Origin of the sequence: Amycolatopsis sp. WGS_07 (assembly GCF_045278895.1) — a bacterium.
Lineage (GTDB): Bacteria > Actinomycetota > Actinomycetes > Mycobacteriales > Pseudonocardiaceae > Amycolatopsis.
The window spans coordinates 3,391,500-3,407,777 of record NZ_CP136053.1 but is presented as its reverse complement, the minus strand read 5'-3'; the positions used below and the strand labels follow the sequence as shown (position 1 = coordinate 3,407,777).

Annotated in this window: 18 protein-coding genes; 4 read left to right on the top strand and 14 right to left on the bottom strand. The window is 70.7% G+C overall.

The window, feature by feature from the left end; all coding sequences use genetic code 11:
- Nucleotides 1–84: 84 nt before the first annotated feature.
- Complete coding sequence (locus RPX00_RS16195) at nucleotides 85–993, top strand: HAD family phosphatase (protein ID WP_009071962.1); 909 nt, start codon at nucleotides 85–87, stop codon at nucleotides 991–993.
- A 49-nt stretch (nucleotides 994–1,042) separates the two neighbouring features.
- Here RPX00_RS16195 and RPX00_RS16190 read toward each other — a convergent pair whose 3' ends face one another.
- On the bottom strand, nucleotides 1,043–1,450 hold the full coding sequence (locus tag RPX00_RS16190) for a RidA family protein (protein WP_406640350.1): 408 nt from the start codon (nucleotides 1,448–1,450) through the stop codon (nucleotides 1,043–1,045).
- A gap of 62 nt (nucleotides 1,451–1,512) precedes the next feature.
- On the opposite strand from RPX00_RS16190, the gene RPX00_RS16185 reads away from it, so the two are divergent.
- Nucleotides 1,513–2,124, top strand: coding sequence for a TetR/AcrR family transcriptional regulator (locus RPX00_RS16185; RefSeq protein ID WP_406640349.1), 612 nt, complete (start codon nucleotides 1,513–1,515; stop codon nucleotides 2,122–2,124).
- Nucleotides 2,125–2,127: 3 nt separating this feature from the next.
- On the opposite strand, the gene RPX00_RS16180 is transcribed toward RPX00_RS16185, so the two are convergent.
- The 12 genes from RPX00_RS16180 to RPX00_RS16125 form a co-directional block, all read right to left on the bottom strand.
- Nucleotides 2,128–3,153, bottom strand: a complete 1,026-nt coding sequence (locus RPX00_RS16180; protein ID WP_406640348.1) for a lysophospholipid acyltransferase family protein — start codon at nucleotides 3,151–3,153, stop codon at nucleotides 2,128–2,130.
- A complete protein-coding gene (locus RPX00_RS16175) occupies nucleotides 3,150–4,196 on the bottom strand; it encodes an NAD-dependent epimerase/dehydratase family protein (protein WP_406640347.1) in 1,047 nt (348 codons plus the stop codon). Before RPX00_RS16175 ends, RPX00_RS16180 begins: the two co-directional genes overlap by 4 nt.
- Nucleotides 4,197–4,456: 260 nt before the next feature.
- Nucleotides 4,457–4,558 carry a 30S ribosomal protein bS22 gene (locus tag RPX00_RS16170; RefSeq protein ID WP_007030867.1) on the bottom strand — a complete coding sequence of 34 codons (102 nt, stop codon included), beginning with the start codon at nucleotides 4,556–4,558 and terminating at the stop codon, nucleotides 4,457–4,459.
- A 195-nt stretch (nucleotides 4,559–4,753) separates the two neighbouring features.
- Nucleotides 4,754–4,969 carry a helix-turn-helix domain-containing protein gene (locus tag RPX00_RS16165; RefSeq protein ID WP_033291067.1) on the bottom strand — a complete coding sequence of 72 codons (216 nt, stop codon included), beginning with the start codon at nucleotides 4,967–4,969 and terminating at the stop codon, nucleotides 4,754–4,756.
- Nucleotides 4,970–5,177: 208 nt separating this feature from the next.
- The gene (gene proC / locus RPX00_RS16160; protein ID WP_406640346.1) at nucleotides 5,178–5,990 is read right to left on the bottom strand and encodes a pyrroline-5-carboxylate reductase; all 813 of its coding nucleotides are present in this window, start codon (nucleotides 5,988–5,990) and stop codon (nucleotides 5,178–5,180) included.
- Nucleotides 5,991–6,013: 23 nt separating this feature from the next.
- Nucleotides 6,014–6,844, bottom strand: coding sequence for a thioesterase family protein (locus RPX00_RS16155; protein WP_406640345.1), 831 nt, complete (start codon nucleotides 6,842–6,844; stop codon nucleotides 6,014–6,016).
- 162 nt (nucleotides 6,845–7,006) lie between these two features.
- A complete protein-coding gene (locus RPX00_RS16150) occupies nucleotides 7,007–7,810 on the bottom strand; it encodes a sugar phosphate isomerase/epimerase (RefSeq protein WP_116206086.1) in 804 nt (267 codons plus the stop codon).
- Between the two features lie 34 nt (nucleotides 7,811–7,844).
- Nucleotides 7,845–8,900: a hypothetical protein gene (locus tag RPX00_RS16145; RefSeq protein WP_406640344.1), complete on the bottom strand. Its 1,056-nt coding sequence runs from the start codon at nucleotides 8,898–8,900 to the stop codon at nucleotides 7,845–7,847.
- Nucleotides 8,901–9,671: 771 nt separating this feature from the next.
- A complete protein-coding gene (locus RPX00_RS16140) occupies nucleotides 9,672–10,655 on the bottom strand; it encodes a hypothetical protein (protein ID WP_406640343.1) in 984 nt (327 codons plus the stop codon).
- Between the two features lie 182 nt (nucleotides 10,656–10,837).
- Nucleotides 10,838–11,527, bottom strand: coding sequence for a response regulator transcription factor (locus tag RPX00_RS16135; protein WP_344288160.1), 690 nt, complete (start codon nucleotides 11,525–11,527; stop codon nucleotides 10,838–10,840).
- The gene (locus RPX00_RS16130) at nucleotides 11,524–12,762 is read right to left on the bottom strand and encodes a sensor histidine kinase (RefSeq protein WP_378301315.1); all 1,239 of its coding nucleotides are present in this window, start codon (nucleotides 12,760–12,762) and stop codon (nucleotides 11,524–11,526) included. The genes RPX00_RS16135 and RPX00_RS16130 overlap by 4 nt, the downstream gene beginning before the upstream one ends.
- A gap of 150 nt (nucleotides 12,763–12,912) precedes the next feature.
- On the bottom strand, nucleotides 12,913–13,794 hold the full coding sequence (locus RPX00_RS16125) for an oxidoreductase (protein ID WP_406640342.1): 882 nt from the start codon (nucleotides 13,792–13,794) through the stop codon (nucleotides 12,913–12,915).
- 74 nt (nucleotides 13,795–13,868) lie between these two features.
- Here RPX00_RS16125 and RPX00_RS16120 point away from each other — a divergent pair, with 74 nt between their 5' ends.
- Nucleotides 13,869–14,495: a DNA-binding response regulator gene (locus RPX00_RS16120; RefSeq protein ID WP_406640341.1), complete on the top strand. Its 627-nt coding sequence runs from the start codon at nucleotides 13,869–13,871 to the stop codon at nucleotides 14,493–14,495.
- Entirely contained in the window at nucleotides 14,492–15,403 is a 912-nt protein-coding gene (locus tag RPX00_RS16115) for a hypothetical protein (RefSeq protein ID WP_406640340.1), read from the top strand. Before RPX00_RS16120 ends, RPX00_RS16115 begins: the two co-directional genes overlap by 4 nt.
- 89 nt (nucleotides 15,404–15,492) lie before the next feature.
- Here the strand turns inward: RPX00_RS16115 and RPX00_RS16110 are convergent, their stop codons facing one another.
- Nucleotides 15,493–16,242 (bottom strand): phosphoglyceromutase, encoded by a 750-nt coding sequence (locus RPX00_RS16110; RefSeq protein ID WP_406640339.1) that lies wholly within the window; start codon nucleotides 16,240–16,242, stop codon nucleotides 15,493–15,495.
- Nucleotides 16,243–16,278: the final 36 nt, after the last annotated feature.

Below are 16,278 nucleotides of genomic sequence, written 5' to 3'. Positions count from 1 at the left end.
CCACATCTCCAACGGGTGAGTCGCACGGTCGCTACCCTGTCGTGCAGGACCCGGTCGGCGTCGTCCGCCGGGACGTGCCCGAACCTGGAGGCGGTGTGCGTGTCAGCTTGGCGTGGCAAGGATAAGAGTCAGGAACTGGAGCGGCTCGCCACGCTCGCCGGAGAGGCGTCGGCGGAGGCCGCGGCTTCCTCGGCGCAGCTGGCGACGACGGTTCCGCCCGCGCCGCCGGACCTCACCGCGGGCGCCTTCTTCGACGTGGACAACACGATGATGATGGGCGCGTCGATCTTCTACTTCGCCCGCGGGCTCGCCGCGCGCAAGTTCTTCACCTCGGCCGACCTCGCCGGTTTCGTGTGGGACCAGGTCAAGTTCCGCATCGGCGGACGCGAGAACAAGGCCGACATCAAGACCCACCGCGAGCGCGCGCTGTCCTTTGTGGCCGGTCGCACGGTCGAGGAACTCACCACGATGAGCGAGGAAATCTACGACGAGCTGATGGCGGACAAGATCTGGTCCGGCACCCGCGCGCTCGCCCAGATGCACCTCGACGCGGGGCAGCGGGTGTGGCTCGTCACCGCGACGCCCATCGAACTCGCCGCGATCATCTCCCGTCGCCTCGGCCTCACCGGCGCGCTCGGCACCGTCGCGGAAACCAAGGACGGCGTCTACACCGGACGCTTGGTCGGCGACATGCTGCACGGCCGCGCGAAGGCGCACGCCGTCCGCGCGCTCGCGTCGCGGGAAGGCCTGAACCTCAAGCGCTGCACGGCATATTCGGATTCTCAGAACGACGTGCCGATGCTGTCGGTCGTCGGCACGGCGGTCGCGGTGAACCCCGACAGCGGCCTGCGCGACGTCGCTCGTGCGCGAGGCTGGGAGATCCGCGACTTCCGCACCGGCCGCAAAGCCGCTCGCATCGGCGTCCCGTCCGTGCTCGGCGCGGGGGCCGTGGCCGGGGCGGTGGCGGCGGGGATGGCGTATCGCCGCAGGTAAAGCGTCGTGAGTGCGGATCACGGTTAGAACCGCGATCGGCACTCACGACCTAGTCCAGCACCGCAGTCGCCTCGACCTCCACCAACAGGTCCGGCTCCGCCAGAAACGCCACGCCAATCCCCGTCAACGGGGCCTGAATGCTGACGCCCAGCTTCTGCTCCGCCCGCTGCACGCCCTCGACGAACTCGCCCATCTTCTCCGGCGACCACTCGACGAAATACACCGTCAGCCGCGCCACATCCGCGAACGTCGCCCCGGCCTCGGCCAGCGCCGCGGCCACGTTCAGATAGGCCTGCTCGACCTGCGCGGCCAGATCGCCTTCCCCTACCCGCCCGCCGTCAGCGGTCCGCGCCACCTGCCCGGCGATGAAAACCGTCCGCGAACCGGTCGCGACGGAAACCTGCCGGTAAAGGCCGACCTGCGGCAGCGCGGCGGGATTGACCAGGGTGACGGCCATGTTTCCTCCTGAAGGATCCTCGGTCCTTAAAACATAGCATTGCAATGCTATAGAATGCCGCCATGGCGAGGGCGAAGGATCCGGCAGTGCGCACCTTGCTGCTCGAACGGGCAGCCGAGATGCTCCGCACCCGCGAACCGATCACCCTGCGCTCGCTCGTGGACGGGACCGGAGTGTCGACGATGGCCGTCTACACCCACTTCGACAACATGGACGGGCTCTGGAAAGCCTTGCGCCAGGAGGGTTTTACCCGGCTGGCACAGCGCATGGCCGCGGTCCGCCCGTCGGCCGATCCGGTGCGCGACCACGCCGCGCTGATCTCCGCGTACCTCGGCAACGCACTGGATCACCCCGACCTGTACCGCGTGATGTTCGACGCCAACTTCGAGCTGGAAGACGCCCAAGCCGCCGACGACACCCTCGAATACCTGGTGCAGGCCGCTGCCCGGGGACGCGACACCGGCCGGTACCGCGAAGGCCTCGACGCGCTCGAACTCGCCACCCAAAGCTGGGCCGTCGCGCACGGCCTCGTCTCACTGGTCGCCAACGGCCCGTTGCCGCGCAGCACACTCGACCACGGCGCGCCCTTGCTGACCGCGCTGTTCGTGAGCGTCGGCGACGAACCTCAGCGCTGCGAACGCTCAGTGCGCCGCGGCTGGCATCTCCCCGGCTAAGAATCAGCCGCGGAAAACGCTGCGCCGCCGGGAAAGCCGGCGGTACAACGCGTGCTGGATCGACTCGCGCACCTGGTCGGTGAGGGTGAACACCAGCATCGGGTCGTCGACCGCCTCCGGGCCGTACTCGTCGGTGCGGATCGGCTCGCCGAACTCGATGGTCCACTTCGTCGGCAGCGGCACCGCGCCGAGCGGGCCCAGCAGCGGGAAGAACGGCGTGACCGGGAAGTACGGCAGCCCGAACAGCCGCGCCAGCACCTTGAGTTCGCCGATCTTCGGATACGTCTCCTCGGCCCCGACCACCGACACCGGGATGATCGGCACACCCGCGCGCATCGCCGCGGACACGAAACCGCCGCGGCCGAAGCGCTGCAGCTTGTACCGCGCGGAGAACGGCTTCCCGACGCCCTTGAACCCTTCCGGCCACACGCCGACGAGTTCGCCGTTGGTCAGCAGCCGTTCGGCGTCGGCGTTGCAGGCGAGCGTCTGCCCGGACTTGCGCGCGAACGATCCCACCAGCGGCAGCTTGAACACCAGGTCCGCGCCGAGGCCGCGCAGATGCCGTCCGCCGGTCTCGTCGTGCACCGCGACCGCGGTCATCAGCGCGTCGAGCGGCAAGGTGCCGGAGTGGTTGGACACCAGCAGCGCGCCGCCCGCCGTCGGCAGGTTCTCGACGCCGAAAGTGTCTACGCGGAACCATTTCTCGTACAACGCGCGCAGCGGCGGCAGCACGAGCGTCTCGGTGAGTTCGGCGTCGAAACCGAACTCGTCCACCGCGTAGTCGCCGGTGAGCCGGTGGCGCAGGAAGGTGAGCGCGCTCCGCACCGGCTCGGACAGCGGATCGACCGCGGGCTCGCGCACCGGGCTGGACGGCTGCGCCGGGAACTCGACCACCGGCGCTTCGGGACGCGGCTCGGCCTGCTCCGGGATCTCAGCCGGTTTCTCCCGGCCGGGTCCGTGCAGCGGGATGACCTGTGCCTCAGCACCGTTCACGGGATTCGCCTCACTTCCGGCCCTCGCGTGGTTCATCGGCGCGCCTGCCCGGTGGCGGCGGCCTCGAGCACCTTGCCGGCCAGCCCGGCCAGCGCGCCGCCGTCGAGCACCGGGCGCAGGCCGCGACCGGCCACGTAATCGTCGAACGCCTCGCGGGTGGTCCAGCGGGGCGTGTACCCGAATTCCTTCTTGAGCTTCGTGATGTCGACCGCGCGGCCGAAGTTCAGCAGCCGCACCTGGTCGGCGGAGAAATCGACCAGCCGGGCCCCGCGCAGCAGCTTGCCGACCGACGGCACCACGCCGCGCGGCATCGGCAGCCCGACCCGGCCCGCCCGGCGGATCGCCTGCGACAGCGTGAGCACGCCGTCGGAGGCGACGTTGAACACGCCCAGCCGGTCTTCCAGCGTCGCCATTTCCAGCACTGACAACGCGTCTGAACCGTGCAACAGCTGCAGCCGGGAGTCGTAGCCGAAGACCGTCGGCACGACCGGCAGCGAGAAGTACCGGGCCAGCACGGTGTCGACCTCGGGGCCGATGATGTTCGCGAACCGCAGCAGGGTGATGGTCAGGTCCGGGCGGCGGCGGGCGAGGCCGCGCACGTAGCCCTCCATCTCGACCGCGTCCTTCGCATAGCCGCTCGACGACGGCGGGATCAGCTCCGAATCCTCGGTGAACACCGCCTGCGAACGCGCTCCCGCGCCGTACACCGCCGCGCTGGACTTGACCACGAGCTTGCGCACCTTCGGCGCGCGCTGGCACGCCGCGAGCAGCCGCATCGTGCCGATGACGTTGACTTCCTTCACCGCCGCGCGCCTGCTCGGCCCGGCCGGATGCGCGGTGCACGAGGTGTGCACGACCGTGTCCACCTCGGCGCTGCTGATCACCTTCGCGATGAGCGGATTGCGGATGTCGGCGCGGACGAACTCGGCGCGGCCCATCCGCTGCTGGATGTCCTTGGCAGGCGGGGCGGTGTCGACGCCGATCACCCGCTCGAGATCCGGATGGGCGCCGAGCCGGGCGAGCAGCTTCCCGCCCAGGTCGCCGGCGACCCCGGTGACGAGCACGATGTTCGAGGCCATGGAACTCCCTGATCGGCAGCAGTGTGCAAGACGGAGTGATCACTCGGGGTGCGCGAACCTGCACTCGCTGGAAGCATCGCGCTGATGCGCCTGCCATGTTACCGGCCCCGGCCGCCCTTCTGACCAGGGCTTACCTGGTTTTAACAACGACGCCCGGATTGCGATACGCGCCTCACTCGATCGGGCGTAGGAAGGTCCGAACATGAGTGTGGCCCGTCCAGAGACTGGACGGGCCACGAAACCTCAACCGCGCGGACGGCTCACTTGCCGGCCTTGCGCCGCTGCACTCGCGTGCGGCGCAGCAGCTTGCGGTGCTTCTTCTTGGACATGCGCTTGCGGCGCTTCTTGATCACGGAACCCATGGGCGCTCCTCTTGTCGTCGGTCACGCTGCCCGGCGCAGCGTCCAACGGGTGGAGCGCACAGGCACGAGCGGTTTACCAGGCTACTAGCGTCCCGGCGCGGGCCAGTCGGCGGGCATGGTTTGACGCATGCCCGGCGACCACCCGGACCCCGCCCCGCCGCCGCCCTCAACGGAGCGGCGGGGCCGCGCGGAGCCCTACCCGACGTCGAAGTAAGCACCCTGCAGATACTCGTGCACCGCTTTTTCCGGCACCCGGAAGGACTTCCCGACTCTGACCGCGGGAAGTTCACCCGAGTGCACCAGGCGGTACACGGTCATCTTCGAGACCCGCATCAGCGTGGCCACTTCGGCGACTGTCAAAAACTGGACCTGCCCTACCGCGGGCAAATCCTCCCTCTTGTTCGGCGACATGTTTACCGCGTCCTTCGACACGTGTCGCGCCACGAGGCTTCCCCACCTGTGGTATCGACACGCACGTGCTCTTCCGAGGGTAGCGGGACAGGTGGGACTAGTGCGACGCCTGTCACCAGGATGGGCCCTCACCTGGGGCTTCGCGTAGCCCGGACGGCGCAGCCCTGCCCGGTTTGCCGGAATCGGCCGACCGGGCGGGCGCGCCGGATCAGTTTTCGTGGGCGCGGCCCAGCTCCTCCGAGCGGTCGCGGGCGGCCTCGATCGCGTCGAGCAGCGCCGCGCGCACGCCGTGCTTCTCCAGTTCGCGGATCGCGTTGATGGTGGTCCCGGCCGGGGACGTCACCGCCTCGCGCAGCAGCACCGGGTGGTCCTGGCCCTCGGCAAGCATCTTCGCCGCGCCGACCGCCGACTGGATGATCAGCTGCCCGGCGAGCGCGCGCGGCAGGCCGAGCAGGATGCCCGCGTCGATCATGGCCTCGACCAGGTAAAAGAAGTACGCCGGACCGGAGCCGGAGAGTGCGGTGACCGCGTCCTGCTGCCGTTCCGGGACCTCGACGACCTGTCCGACGTGCGACAGCAGTTCCTTGACCGTCGCGAGGTGCTCGGGCGTCGCGTGCTTGCCGGGTGAGATCGCACTCATCGCCTCGCCGACCAGCATCGGGGTGTTCGGCATCACGCGGACCACCGGGACGCCTTCGGCGAGACGGCGTTCGTACAGCGCGGTCGGCAGTCCCGCGCACAGCGAGACGACCAGCGACGCCGTCCCGAGCAGCGGGGCCAGCTCGTCCAGCACCGGCTCGATGTCCTGCGGCTTCACCGCCACCACGAGAATGTCCGCGCGCCGGGCCGCGTCCGCGACGGTCACCGCCTTCATGCCCGGGTAGCGCGTCTCCAGCTCGCGCGCCCGCTCCTCGTACCGCTCGGTGAAGAGCAGGTCGCCTGGCTCGTGGCCGCCGTTGAGCAGGCCCGACAGCAGGGCTTCGCCGATCTTTCCCGCACCCAGCACCGCGATCACACTCATGCGGCCAGCGTGCCAAACGCGCTTCAGCCGCCCGGTGCCGGGGCGAGCGCCAGCTGCCGCACCTGCGCGACGAGCCTGCCCTGCGAATCGGCCACCGTCGCGTCCGAGTCGAACCACGGCTCGTGCACCGACCGTGCCTCGACGAGGATCCGCAGCCAGCCGGGAGCCGGGCGGGCGCGCACGAGCGAGGTCATCTGGACGGTCGGGGCCCAGCCGTGCCTGCCGAGGTTCGCCACCACCGGCGGGTTGAGATCGCCGGCCAGCAGCGCGAAGTACACGTCGGGCTGGCCCGCGCGCGGACGGGCCCACATCCGCAGCCGCGGCGGGTCGCCGGTGCGGCCGGACACGAATCCCGCGGTCATCGGATCCAGCCGCACGTCGCAGGCCGCGGACAGGTGGAACGGGCCTTCCGGGGTGTCCTTGCCGATTTGCAACGCGCTCGACGGCGGTTCGGCGGGCATCTGCGGCAGGTCCGTCCATTCGGAACGGCGCACCGGCAGCCGGCCGACCGTGACCCGTGCCTCGACGCAGGCGCGGCCGCGCTGTTCGAGCGACACCGCGACCACCGACACGCGGCGGCCGACCTTGCGCACGTCGGCGCGCAGCAGCACCGGCCCGAGCGCGGGCGCGTGCAGGAATTCGGTGCTCACCGCGAGCGGTTCGACGGTCGCGTCCCCGCGTTCGTGCAATGCGGAAGCAGCGGTTTTCGCCAGCAATGCCACCAGAAATCCGCCGTGCGGATGGGAGCCGATCGCCCATTCCGCTCGCAACGTCGCGGTGAACGTGCCGTCTCCGAGCGACCGGACTGCGGTGGCCGCGGCGAAGGCGGTCGCGGTGTCGTCCGCCGCGCTCACGGACGACCGGCCACGGCGATACGGCGCGTGGAACCGGGTCCGGGGAGGGCAGGAGACGGCGATGGCAGCGAGGTCACGCCCGGCACTTTACGGTGCCCCGGCGCCTTTGCCAGTGGTGCCGGGCAGGGACCGCCCGGACAGCCGAGCAAGATCACCCGCGGATTACTGCCCGAGGTGCAACCGGGCGAACAGCAGCGCCTCCGCCAGCGCACGCGCCCGCGACGCCGCCCCGGTCGCGTGCCGCGTATTCACTTCCAGCACGACCTGGCCGGAAAACCCGTCGCTGACAAGCTTTTCCAGCAACTCGGCACACGGCTGCCCGCCGTGTCCGGGAATCAGATGCTCGTCCTTGGGAATGCCGGTGCCGTCCGCCAAATGGACGTGGCTCAGTCCCGCGCCCATCCGGTCCGCGAGCGCCAGCGCGTCCATCCGCGCGGCCGCCGAATGCGACAGGTCCAAGGTGTAGTGCCGGAATCCGACGTCGGTGGGATCGATCGACGGCCGGAACGCCGAAACGCGCGCGTCGCGCGATCCGCCCGGCGGACGGACCTTGAACATGTTCTCCACCGCGACGTCGACGCCGCTGGCGTCCTCCAGTTCGTCCACGAGATCGCCGAACGCGTCGCCGTAGCGGCGTTGCCAGCGAAACGGCGGATGCACCACGACCGTGCGCGCGCCGAGTTCGAGCGCGGCGTCCACGGACCGGCGCAGCCGCACCTCGGGGTCCGGCGACCAGATCCGCTGCGTGATGAGCAGCGACGGCGAATGCACGGACAGCACCGGCATTCCGGTGCGCCGCGACCAGCGCCGGATCGCCGAGACGTCCTGGCTGATCGGATCGGCCCAGACCATGACCTCGACGCCGTCGTAGCCGAGGTCCGCGGCCAGCTCGAACGCCGCGCCCGCGCGCAGCGGCCACACCGAGGCAGTGCTCAGCCCCACGGGGACGGGCGCGCTCTCACTCACGCGCCCATCCTGCCCCAGTGCCCTTGGCGGCGGGCTACTTGGCCACCAGCAACAGCGCCGCGGGCGACACCGTCACCACCAGCCCGACAAGAATCGCCAGCAGCGTCGTCTGCAGGTCCTCGGCGCGGCGGATCTTCCGCACGATCCACACCAGCGCGACGATCACCAGCAACGCGCCCACGAGCGCGGCGGGCGCGAGGTTGACCCACAGCCAGTTGAAGCCGAGCCACACGCCGGCCCCGCCGACGACGCCCAGCGCCAGCTGCCCGGCCAGGGTCAGCCACTGCTTGCCCGCGGACACCGCGGGTTCCGGCTCGGCCTCCGGCGCTTCCTCGGCGACGGCTTCCTCGGGGTAGTCGTCGTACTCGTCGCCTTCGGCGTACCCCTCGGCGTGCTCGTAGCCTTCGGCCTGCTCGTACCCGTAGCCGTCGTCGCCCTCGAAGTCCGGCTGGCCCTCGGGGTAGCCGCCGGGCTCGGCGAACTCGCGCTCGTACTCGGCCAGATCGTCCTCGACCGGCTCCTTGCCGCCCGGCGCGAACGGCATCGGAGCCGGGTAGCCCGCGGTCGGCGGGCCCGCGTCGTAATCCGCGGCGGCGGGCGGGTACTCGTCCTCGTAACCGTCGTCGACGTAGTCGTCCTCGACGTATTCCTCGGCCGCTTCCGGCTCCGCGCCGACGGGCGGCACAGCCGGCATCATGCCGACCTCGGTGTCCTCCAGCTGTTCCGCCTGCCGACGCTGACGCCAGCCGGCGAGACCCGCGGGCGGCGCGTCGTCAGCGACCACCTCAGCGGGCGCGACCGCGTCGAACTGCTCGGTGTGCGGCTCCTGCTTCGGCGCCGGACGGCGGGCCGGGGCACGCCGCGGCCGGTTGGGCGCGGCGGGAGTCGGGAACGCGCCGCTCGCCATCGGCGTCGCGGGCGGTTCCGGGGCGTCGCCGTCGAGACCGTCGAGCCGGGCGGCGAGTCCGCCATCCGGTGGGGGCGGCGGAGCCTGCGGGGCCGGACGACGGCGGACCGGCGGCACCGCGCCGCGGGTTTCCTCGTCGGCTGCCTGTGGACGCGGCGGACGGCCGCGCGGCGGCACCGGCATCTGCCCGGATTCCTGCGGCGGAGCCGGGGACGCACGAAACCGGAGTCCTGCGGCGCGGCGGGACGCAGGTAGCCGGTGCCCTGCGGACCGGCCGCGGGCGGCGCGGGGCGGGCGAACTGCCCCGACTCCTGCGGGGGCGCGGGCGGCGCCTTTGGAGTCGGCCGCGGGTACTGACCCGATTCCTGAGGCGCCTGCGGCGGTGCCGGGGGACGCACGTACGCCGAGTCCTGCTGGCCGTTCACCGGGTACTGGCCGGAAGGCTGCCCGTTCATCGGCGGCGGCCCGGGTTCCTGCGGGTACTGCCCGGAAGGCTGCTGCCCGGGACGCGGGTACTGGCCCGATTCCTGCGGCGCGGGCGGAGCGGGCCGCGGTGCCGCGTCGGGACGGCGGCGGCCGCCCGGGGGACGCGAAGGAGGCGGCGGGGTGCCGCCCTCGGCGGCCACCCGGTCGATGATCGCCTGTGGTCCGGTGTCGGTGAGGCTCGAGCGCCGCGGGGCGGCCTCGTCCTCGTCATCGGCCGCCCTGCGCCTGCGTCGCCGTCCGCCGTCGACCTGCTGCCCGTGCTGGGCGAGCAGTTCGGCCACGGTCTTCTGGGGCTGGTCGCCGCCGGTCTGGTCCGTCATACCGTGCTGTCCAAAGCGCGCTCGGGGTTTGTTGTGGTCACTCGGGCACACCTGCCTTCGGAGCCGCGCGCAATCGACACCGTGCAGTGCATGTCCGTCACCTCTTCACCGTGCCTGGTCTTCGTCGGCCAAGTCCAGTCCGCTGCTGTCACCGGTCCTCCCCGCTCGCCGAAACGCCGGCGACCGCCGCCCCAGTGTCGTCCGACCCATTGGCATGGTCCAACCGCCGCAGGATGACACCCTCTCGCAGCGCCCAGGGGCAAATCTCCAACTCGGTCAGGGAGAGCGCCCGCATCGCGGCCTGCGCCACCAACGCGCCCGCGACGAGCTGGTGCGACCGGCTCCCGCTGACGCCTTCCAGCTGTGCCAGATCCGCGGCGGTCATCCGCGAAATGAAGGCGATGAGCTGGCGAAGGGCGGTATCGGTGAGCGTACGGCGCACGCGGGGGCCCGCCGCCGAGGGGGCCGCCCCGGTCAGCCGGGCGAGCGAGCGGAACGTCTTGGACGTGGCTACGACCCGGTCCGGAATGCCCTGTCCGGCGACCTTTTTCGCGAGCCCGGCGAGCTGGTCCTCGAGCCAGGCCGAGGTCGCGACGACCTCGGAGCGCGTGGGCGGATCGTTGCGGAAGCGGGTACGGGTGGTGCGGCCGGCACCGAGCGGGAGCGATTCGGCGAGTTCGGGTTCCTCGTCCCGGCCCATCGCGACCTCGAACGAACCGCCGCCGATGTCCAGCACCAGCAGTTTCCCCGCCGACCAGCCGTACCACCGGCGGACCGCGAGGAAGGTGAGCCGCGCCTCGTCCTCACCGGACAGCACGCGCAGGTTGACGCCGGTCTCGGCGGTCACCCTGGCGAGCACCTTCGCCGAGTTCTTCGCCTCGCGCACCGCGGAGGTGGCGAACGCCAGCACGTCCTCGCAGCCGAGCCGCGCGGCCGCGGCTTTAGCCGATTCGACCGCCCGGACCAGGCCGTCCTCGCCCGGCCGGCTCAGTTCGCCGGAGCCGGTCAGCTGTTCGGCCAGCCGCAGCATCGTCTTCTCGGAGTGCATCGGGGTCGGGTGGGCGCCACGGTGGGCGTCGACCACGAGCAAGTGGACGGTATTGGAACCGACGTCGAGTACCCCTAGGCGCACGAGGATTCAGCGTACCGGTCCCAGGGCCAGGTCTCGAAACTGTAACCAACTCCACTCGGAACGACACCAACTCAGCGTGCGCGATCCGGCACAGTGTGCGCTGAAACCCGGACAAAAGCCGTGAAGGACTCCTTGTGGGACCTAGCTTCCCGCAAGGAGTCCTTCCCGGACCGAACTTCTGATCAGGTCTCGAACTTGTAGCCCAGCCCGCGCACGGTCACCAGGTGCCGCGGCGAACCCGGGTCCGGCTCGATCTTCGAGCGGAGCCGCTTCACGTGGACGTCCAGGGTCTTGGTGTCGCCGACGTAGTCCGCGCCCCACACCCGGTCGATCAGCTGGCCGCGGGTGAGCACCCGGCCGACGTTGCGCAGCAGGTACTCCAGCAGGTCGAACTCCTTGAGCGGCAGCGAAACCTCGCCGCCGTCCACTGTCACCACGTGCCGTTCGACGTCCATCCGCACCGGCCCGGCCGAGAGCACCAGCGGGGCGAGTTCGCCGTCGGTGCCCGGCTCGCCGCCGCGGCGCAGCACCGCGCGCACCCGCGCGATCAGCTCGCGCGCCGAGTACGGCTTGGTCACGTAGTCGTCGGCGCCGAGTTCAAGGCCGACGACCTTGTCGATCTCGCTGTCGCGCGCGGTCACCATGATCACCGGCACCGCGGAACGCTGCCGCAGCTGCTTGCACACGTCGGTGCCGCTCATCCCGGGCAGCATCAGGTCGAGCAGCACGATGTCCGCGCCGTTGCGGTCGAACTCCTCCAGCGCCTGCTGGCCGGTCACGGCGACCGCCGCGGTGAAGCCCTCCTTGCGCAGCAAGAAGGCGAGCGGGTCGGCGAAGGACTCTTCGTCCTCGACTATGAGAACCCTCGTCACAGGTTTCCTCCATGGTCTGGGCTGGAGACTTCCTGCCCGGTTGCCACGAGCCGGGGTGTCCGCTCGGGGGTCTTGTCCGGCCGCGCGGGCACGGCCTTGCGCGCGGTGTCGGCCGGTTCGGTGCGCACGTGCGCGGGAATGCGCAGGGTGAAGGTCGACCCGGTGCCGGGACGGCTCCACAGGCCGACCGAACCGCCGTGGTTGGCCGCGACGTGTTTCACGATCGCCAGTCCGAGGCCGGTGCCGCCGGTGGCGCGCGAACGCGCCTTGTCCGCGCGATAGAAGCGTTCGAACACGCGTTGCTGCTCGTCCTCGGCGATGCCGATGCCGCGGTCGGTCACCGCGATCTCGACCATGCCGTCGGCGAGCCGGCGCGAGATCGACACCGGACTGCCCGCCGACGAGTACGCGACGGCGTTCTCCAGCAGGTTCGACAGCGCGGTGACCAGCAGCGTCCGGTCGCCCTCGATGAGCAGGCCGCTGGCGGCGTCGGTGGTGATGGTGATGTCGGCGGATTCCGCGGACAGCGTGGTGCGCCCGAGCGCCTCGCGCACGACGGCGTCGACCTCGACCACGTTGAGGTCCGGCAGCCGTTCGGCGCCCTGGAGCCGCGACAGCGCGATGAGTTCGGTGACGAGCTGGCCCAGCCGGGTGGATTCGCGCAGGATCTTGCCGCCGAAGCGGCGGACCTCCTCGACGTCCTCGGCGGCGTCCAGCACGGCCTCGGTGAGCAGCGCGATCGCGCCGACCGGGGTCTTCAGCTCGTGGCTGACGTTGGCCACGAAGTCGCGGCGGACCGCCTCCAGCCGGATGGCCTCGGAGTGGTCGACGGCCTCGACGACGGTGAACCCGTCGCCGAGCGGCCGGACCTCGCCGAGCACCGCCTCCGGCTGGCGACGGCCGCGGCTTTCCAGCGGCGAGAGGTCGACTTCCATCGGCTCGTCGGTCTCGACCACCTGCTCGGCGGCCTTGCGCGCCCTCGGATCGGCCTGGTTCACCCGGACCAGGCCGAGGTCGTACGCCCGCGGGTTGTGCAGCACCAGGTCGCCGAACCGGTTGAGCACGATGATGCCGCTGTTGCTCGAACGGATCAGCCGTTCGAGGAGTTCGGCGACGGTGGGGCCGGTCGGGCGAGCCGCCTCGCGCCGGGCGCGGGCCCTGGCCGCGAGGAAACCGGCGACCGCGCCGACGACAAGAGCGCCGATGGCCGTCAGCAGGGCAACAGGCGTGGTCACGGGGGAATCGTAAGCATCCCGGTAGCCTTCCGGCCTAGTCCTGGAAGCCCTGTCGTGAGGCGAGTGACACCTGAGGGGGACATATTTGCCTCGGGGTCAGGCCCTGTTCACCCGTTCGAGATGTTCCAGCCGGATCGACGCGCTGGGCGTTCAGTCCGCATCGAGGGTCGCGAGGTCCTCATCGGTCAGCTTGAGCGCCGCGGCGGCGACGTTCTGCTCCAGGTGCACGGGGTCGCTCGTTCCGGGGATCGCCAGCACGTGCGGCCCCTGCGCGAGCGTCCACGCCAGCCGCACTTGAGCGTCCGATGCGTCGTGCCGGCGGGCCACTTCGGCGACCCGCTCGTCGGACTGTCCACTCGCGCCACTCGCGACCGCGAAGAACGGCACGAACGCCACGCCCTGCTCACCGCAGAGCCGCAGCAGCTCGTCGTCCTCGCGGCGGGCGGACAGGCCGTACTGGTTCTGCACGCACACCACCGGCGCGATCGCCTGTGCCTCGGCGAGGTGTTCCGCGCCGACGTTCGAGATTCCCAGCTCGCCGATCAGCCCTTCGGTACGCAGTTCGGCCAGCGCGCCGAAGTGCTCGGCGAGCGAGCCGGTGCCGCGGTCAAGGCCGGTGCCGATGCGCAGGTTGACGACGTCGATGCGGTCGCGGCCGAGTTCGCGCAGGTTCTGCTCGACCTGCCCGCGCAGTTCGTCGGGACGGGCGAACGGCAGGAACTGCCCGGATGCGTCCCGCGACGGGCCGACCTTGGTGGTGAGCACGAGGTCGTCGCCGTACGGGGCGAGCGCGGCCTTGATCAGCTCGTTGGCCGACCAGGTGGCCCCGAAGTAGAACGCCGCGGTGTCGATGTGGTTCACGCCCAGTTCCACGGCCCGGCGGAGCACCGAAATCGCGCGATCGGCGTCGACCGGCGCGTTCGGGTCGAGCGATCCGCCGAGCCGCATCGCGCCGAAGCCGAGCCGGTTGACGGTGCGGGAGCCGAGCTGCCAGGTGCCCGCGGCAGCGGCGGGAAGTGTCGTTTCGGTCATGACTCCAGCGTGCTTCGCGGCCTGGCTTCGCGGCGTATTTGGCAGCAAGCTGCCAACGCAGGACACTGGAGGACGTGCCCCCAGCCGAGGACGTCGCGACCGTGCGCGACGAGTACGACCTGGTCAAACGCGCCGGACACCTGCTCGCGGGCGCTGATGAGTTCGCCTGCGCGGCAAACGACCTGCATACCTGGTCCGCGATGCAGAAGTTCGCCGAGGAGCTGCCGAAACAGCGGAAGCTGCGGGTGCGGAAGGTCTACCTGTCGCGCGTGCTGCTCGACCCGGCCGGTGCTGAGCACCTGCAGACCTTGCGGCGGTTGGGCGCGGAAGTCCGGATCAGCGACCACGAGATCAACGAGACAATCCTGCTCGACGGCCGCATCGCGATCCTCGCCGCCGGTCCCGGCTACAGCGTCGTGACCAAATCGGATCTGGTGCGCGGCATTTCGTCGCTGTTCGAGGCCGCTTGGCGCTCGTCGACCGCGATGGAGGCGTACGAGACGCGGTTCGCCGAACTGCGGCAGTACACCCCGCAACTGCTCGACCTGCTGTCTTCCGGCTCCACCGACGAAAAGGCGGCCCGGGAGATGGGCGTCGGGCTGCGCACGTACCGTCGGCGGGTGGCCGAATTGATGGATGTACTGGGTGCGACGTCGCGGTTCCAAGCAGGTGCTCTCGCGCGGGAGGCGGGCCTGCTGTGAGGCGCGCTGTCCTCGCCGCCGCCCTGCTCACCGCCGGTTGCGGCGGAGCCGTGTCCGCCCCGCCCGCACCGCCTGCGCCTCCTGCTCCCGCGAATGTGGCCTATGTGGACGCCAAGGCGACCAGCGATGCGGTGTCCGGCATCAAAAAGGCTGTCGAGTCAGCGTTCAGCTACGACTCCACAAAGCCGGACGAGGTCGCGAAAACCGAGCAGGAGTACCTGACCGGGGCGGCCCGCGCGCAGTTCGACAAGACGTTCGCCGAGATCCGGACCGAGCCGGTCACCACGCAAACGCAGGTGATGGAAACCGGTTTGGCCGAGCTGACTCCCGATCACGCGCGGATGCTGGTGGCCGCCGCGCAGCACAGCAAGCGCCCCGACGGAGCCACCAACCAGGCCGGCGCGCTGATGCTGGTCACTGCGGTCCGGACGAACGGGCACTGGCAGCTGCAAGACCTGAACTTCGACCCGCGCGGCCCGATGACCTCAGCGGCCACCCCGGCGAAAGGCCTTGCCGAGACTAGGGATTCGGCAGTCGACGCCGCCCGGCGCGACGGCGGGATCCTGATGACCGTCGACCCGCAGAACATCGATCGCGATTACGCGGCTTGGGAAAACGTGGCCGCCGAACCGCTGCTGACGGAGTTCCGGAAGAGTCGCGAGGAGACGGTCGGCCGGATCAAGCAGACCGGCAAGAAGGCCACGTACGGCCCGGATTCAACGGCCGCGCTGACCCAGATCAGCCCCGACGGCACGCACGCGTCGGCCCTGCTGGCCGCACTGCTGACCACGAGCGGCGGCCAGCAACAGCCCGGCGAAAACCGGCTGCCGGTCCACCTCGACCTCGTCCGGCAGGGCACCGAATGGAAGGTGTCCGGAATGAAGGCGATTTCCGTCGGCCGCTCGTGAGCGGCAACCGCTCGGGTCGTGAGTGGCGATCCCGGTTCTAACCGGCATCAGCACTCACGACCCCCAACCCCGCACAAGCGGGCAGCGGCTCAGCGGCCCTGGTTGGCCACCGCGGCCGCCGCTTCCTTGGCCGCCTCCGGGTCCAGGTACTCGCCGCCTGCCTTGACCGGCTTGAGGTCCGCCGTCAGGTCGTAGCGCAGCGGGATCCCGGTCGGGATGTTCAGCGCGGCGATGGCGTCGTCGGAGATTCCGTCGAGGTGCTTCACCAGCGCGCGCAGCGAGTTGCCGTGCGCGGCCACCAGGACCGTGCGGCCTGCCTTCAGGTCGGGGACGATCGCCGATTCCCAGTACGGCAGCAGCCGGGCCACGACGTCCTTCAGGCATTCCGTCAGCGGGGCCTGGTCGCCGAGGTCGGCGTAGCGCGCGTCGCCGGACTGGCTGAACTCGTCCTTCGGGTCGATGGCGGGCGGCGGCGTGTCGTACGAGCGGCGCCAGAGCATGAACTGCTCCTCGCCGAACTCGTCCAGCGTCTGCTTCTTGTTCTTGCCCTGCAGCGCGCCGTAATGCCGCTCGTTGAGCCGCCAGTCGCGCTTGACCGGGATCCAGTGCCGGTCGGCGGCGTCGAGGGCGATGTTCGCCGTGCTGATCGCCCGGCGCAGCAGCGACGTGTGCACCACGTCCGGCAGCAGCCCCGACTCCGCGAGCAGCTGCCCGCCCTGCCGGGCTTCGCGCTCGCCGGTCTCCGAAAGGGGCACGTCCACCCAGCCGGTGAACAGGTTTTCCGCGTTCCACGTGCTCTGTCCGTGCCGCAGCAGCACCAGGGTCCCAAGTTCGGCCATGGCCACCAGCCTGCCAGAGCGCGCGAACGCTGCCAG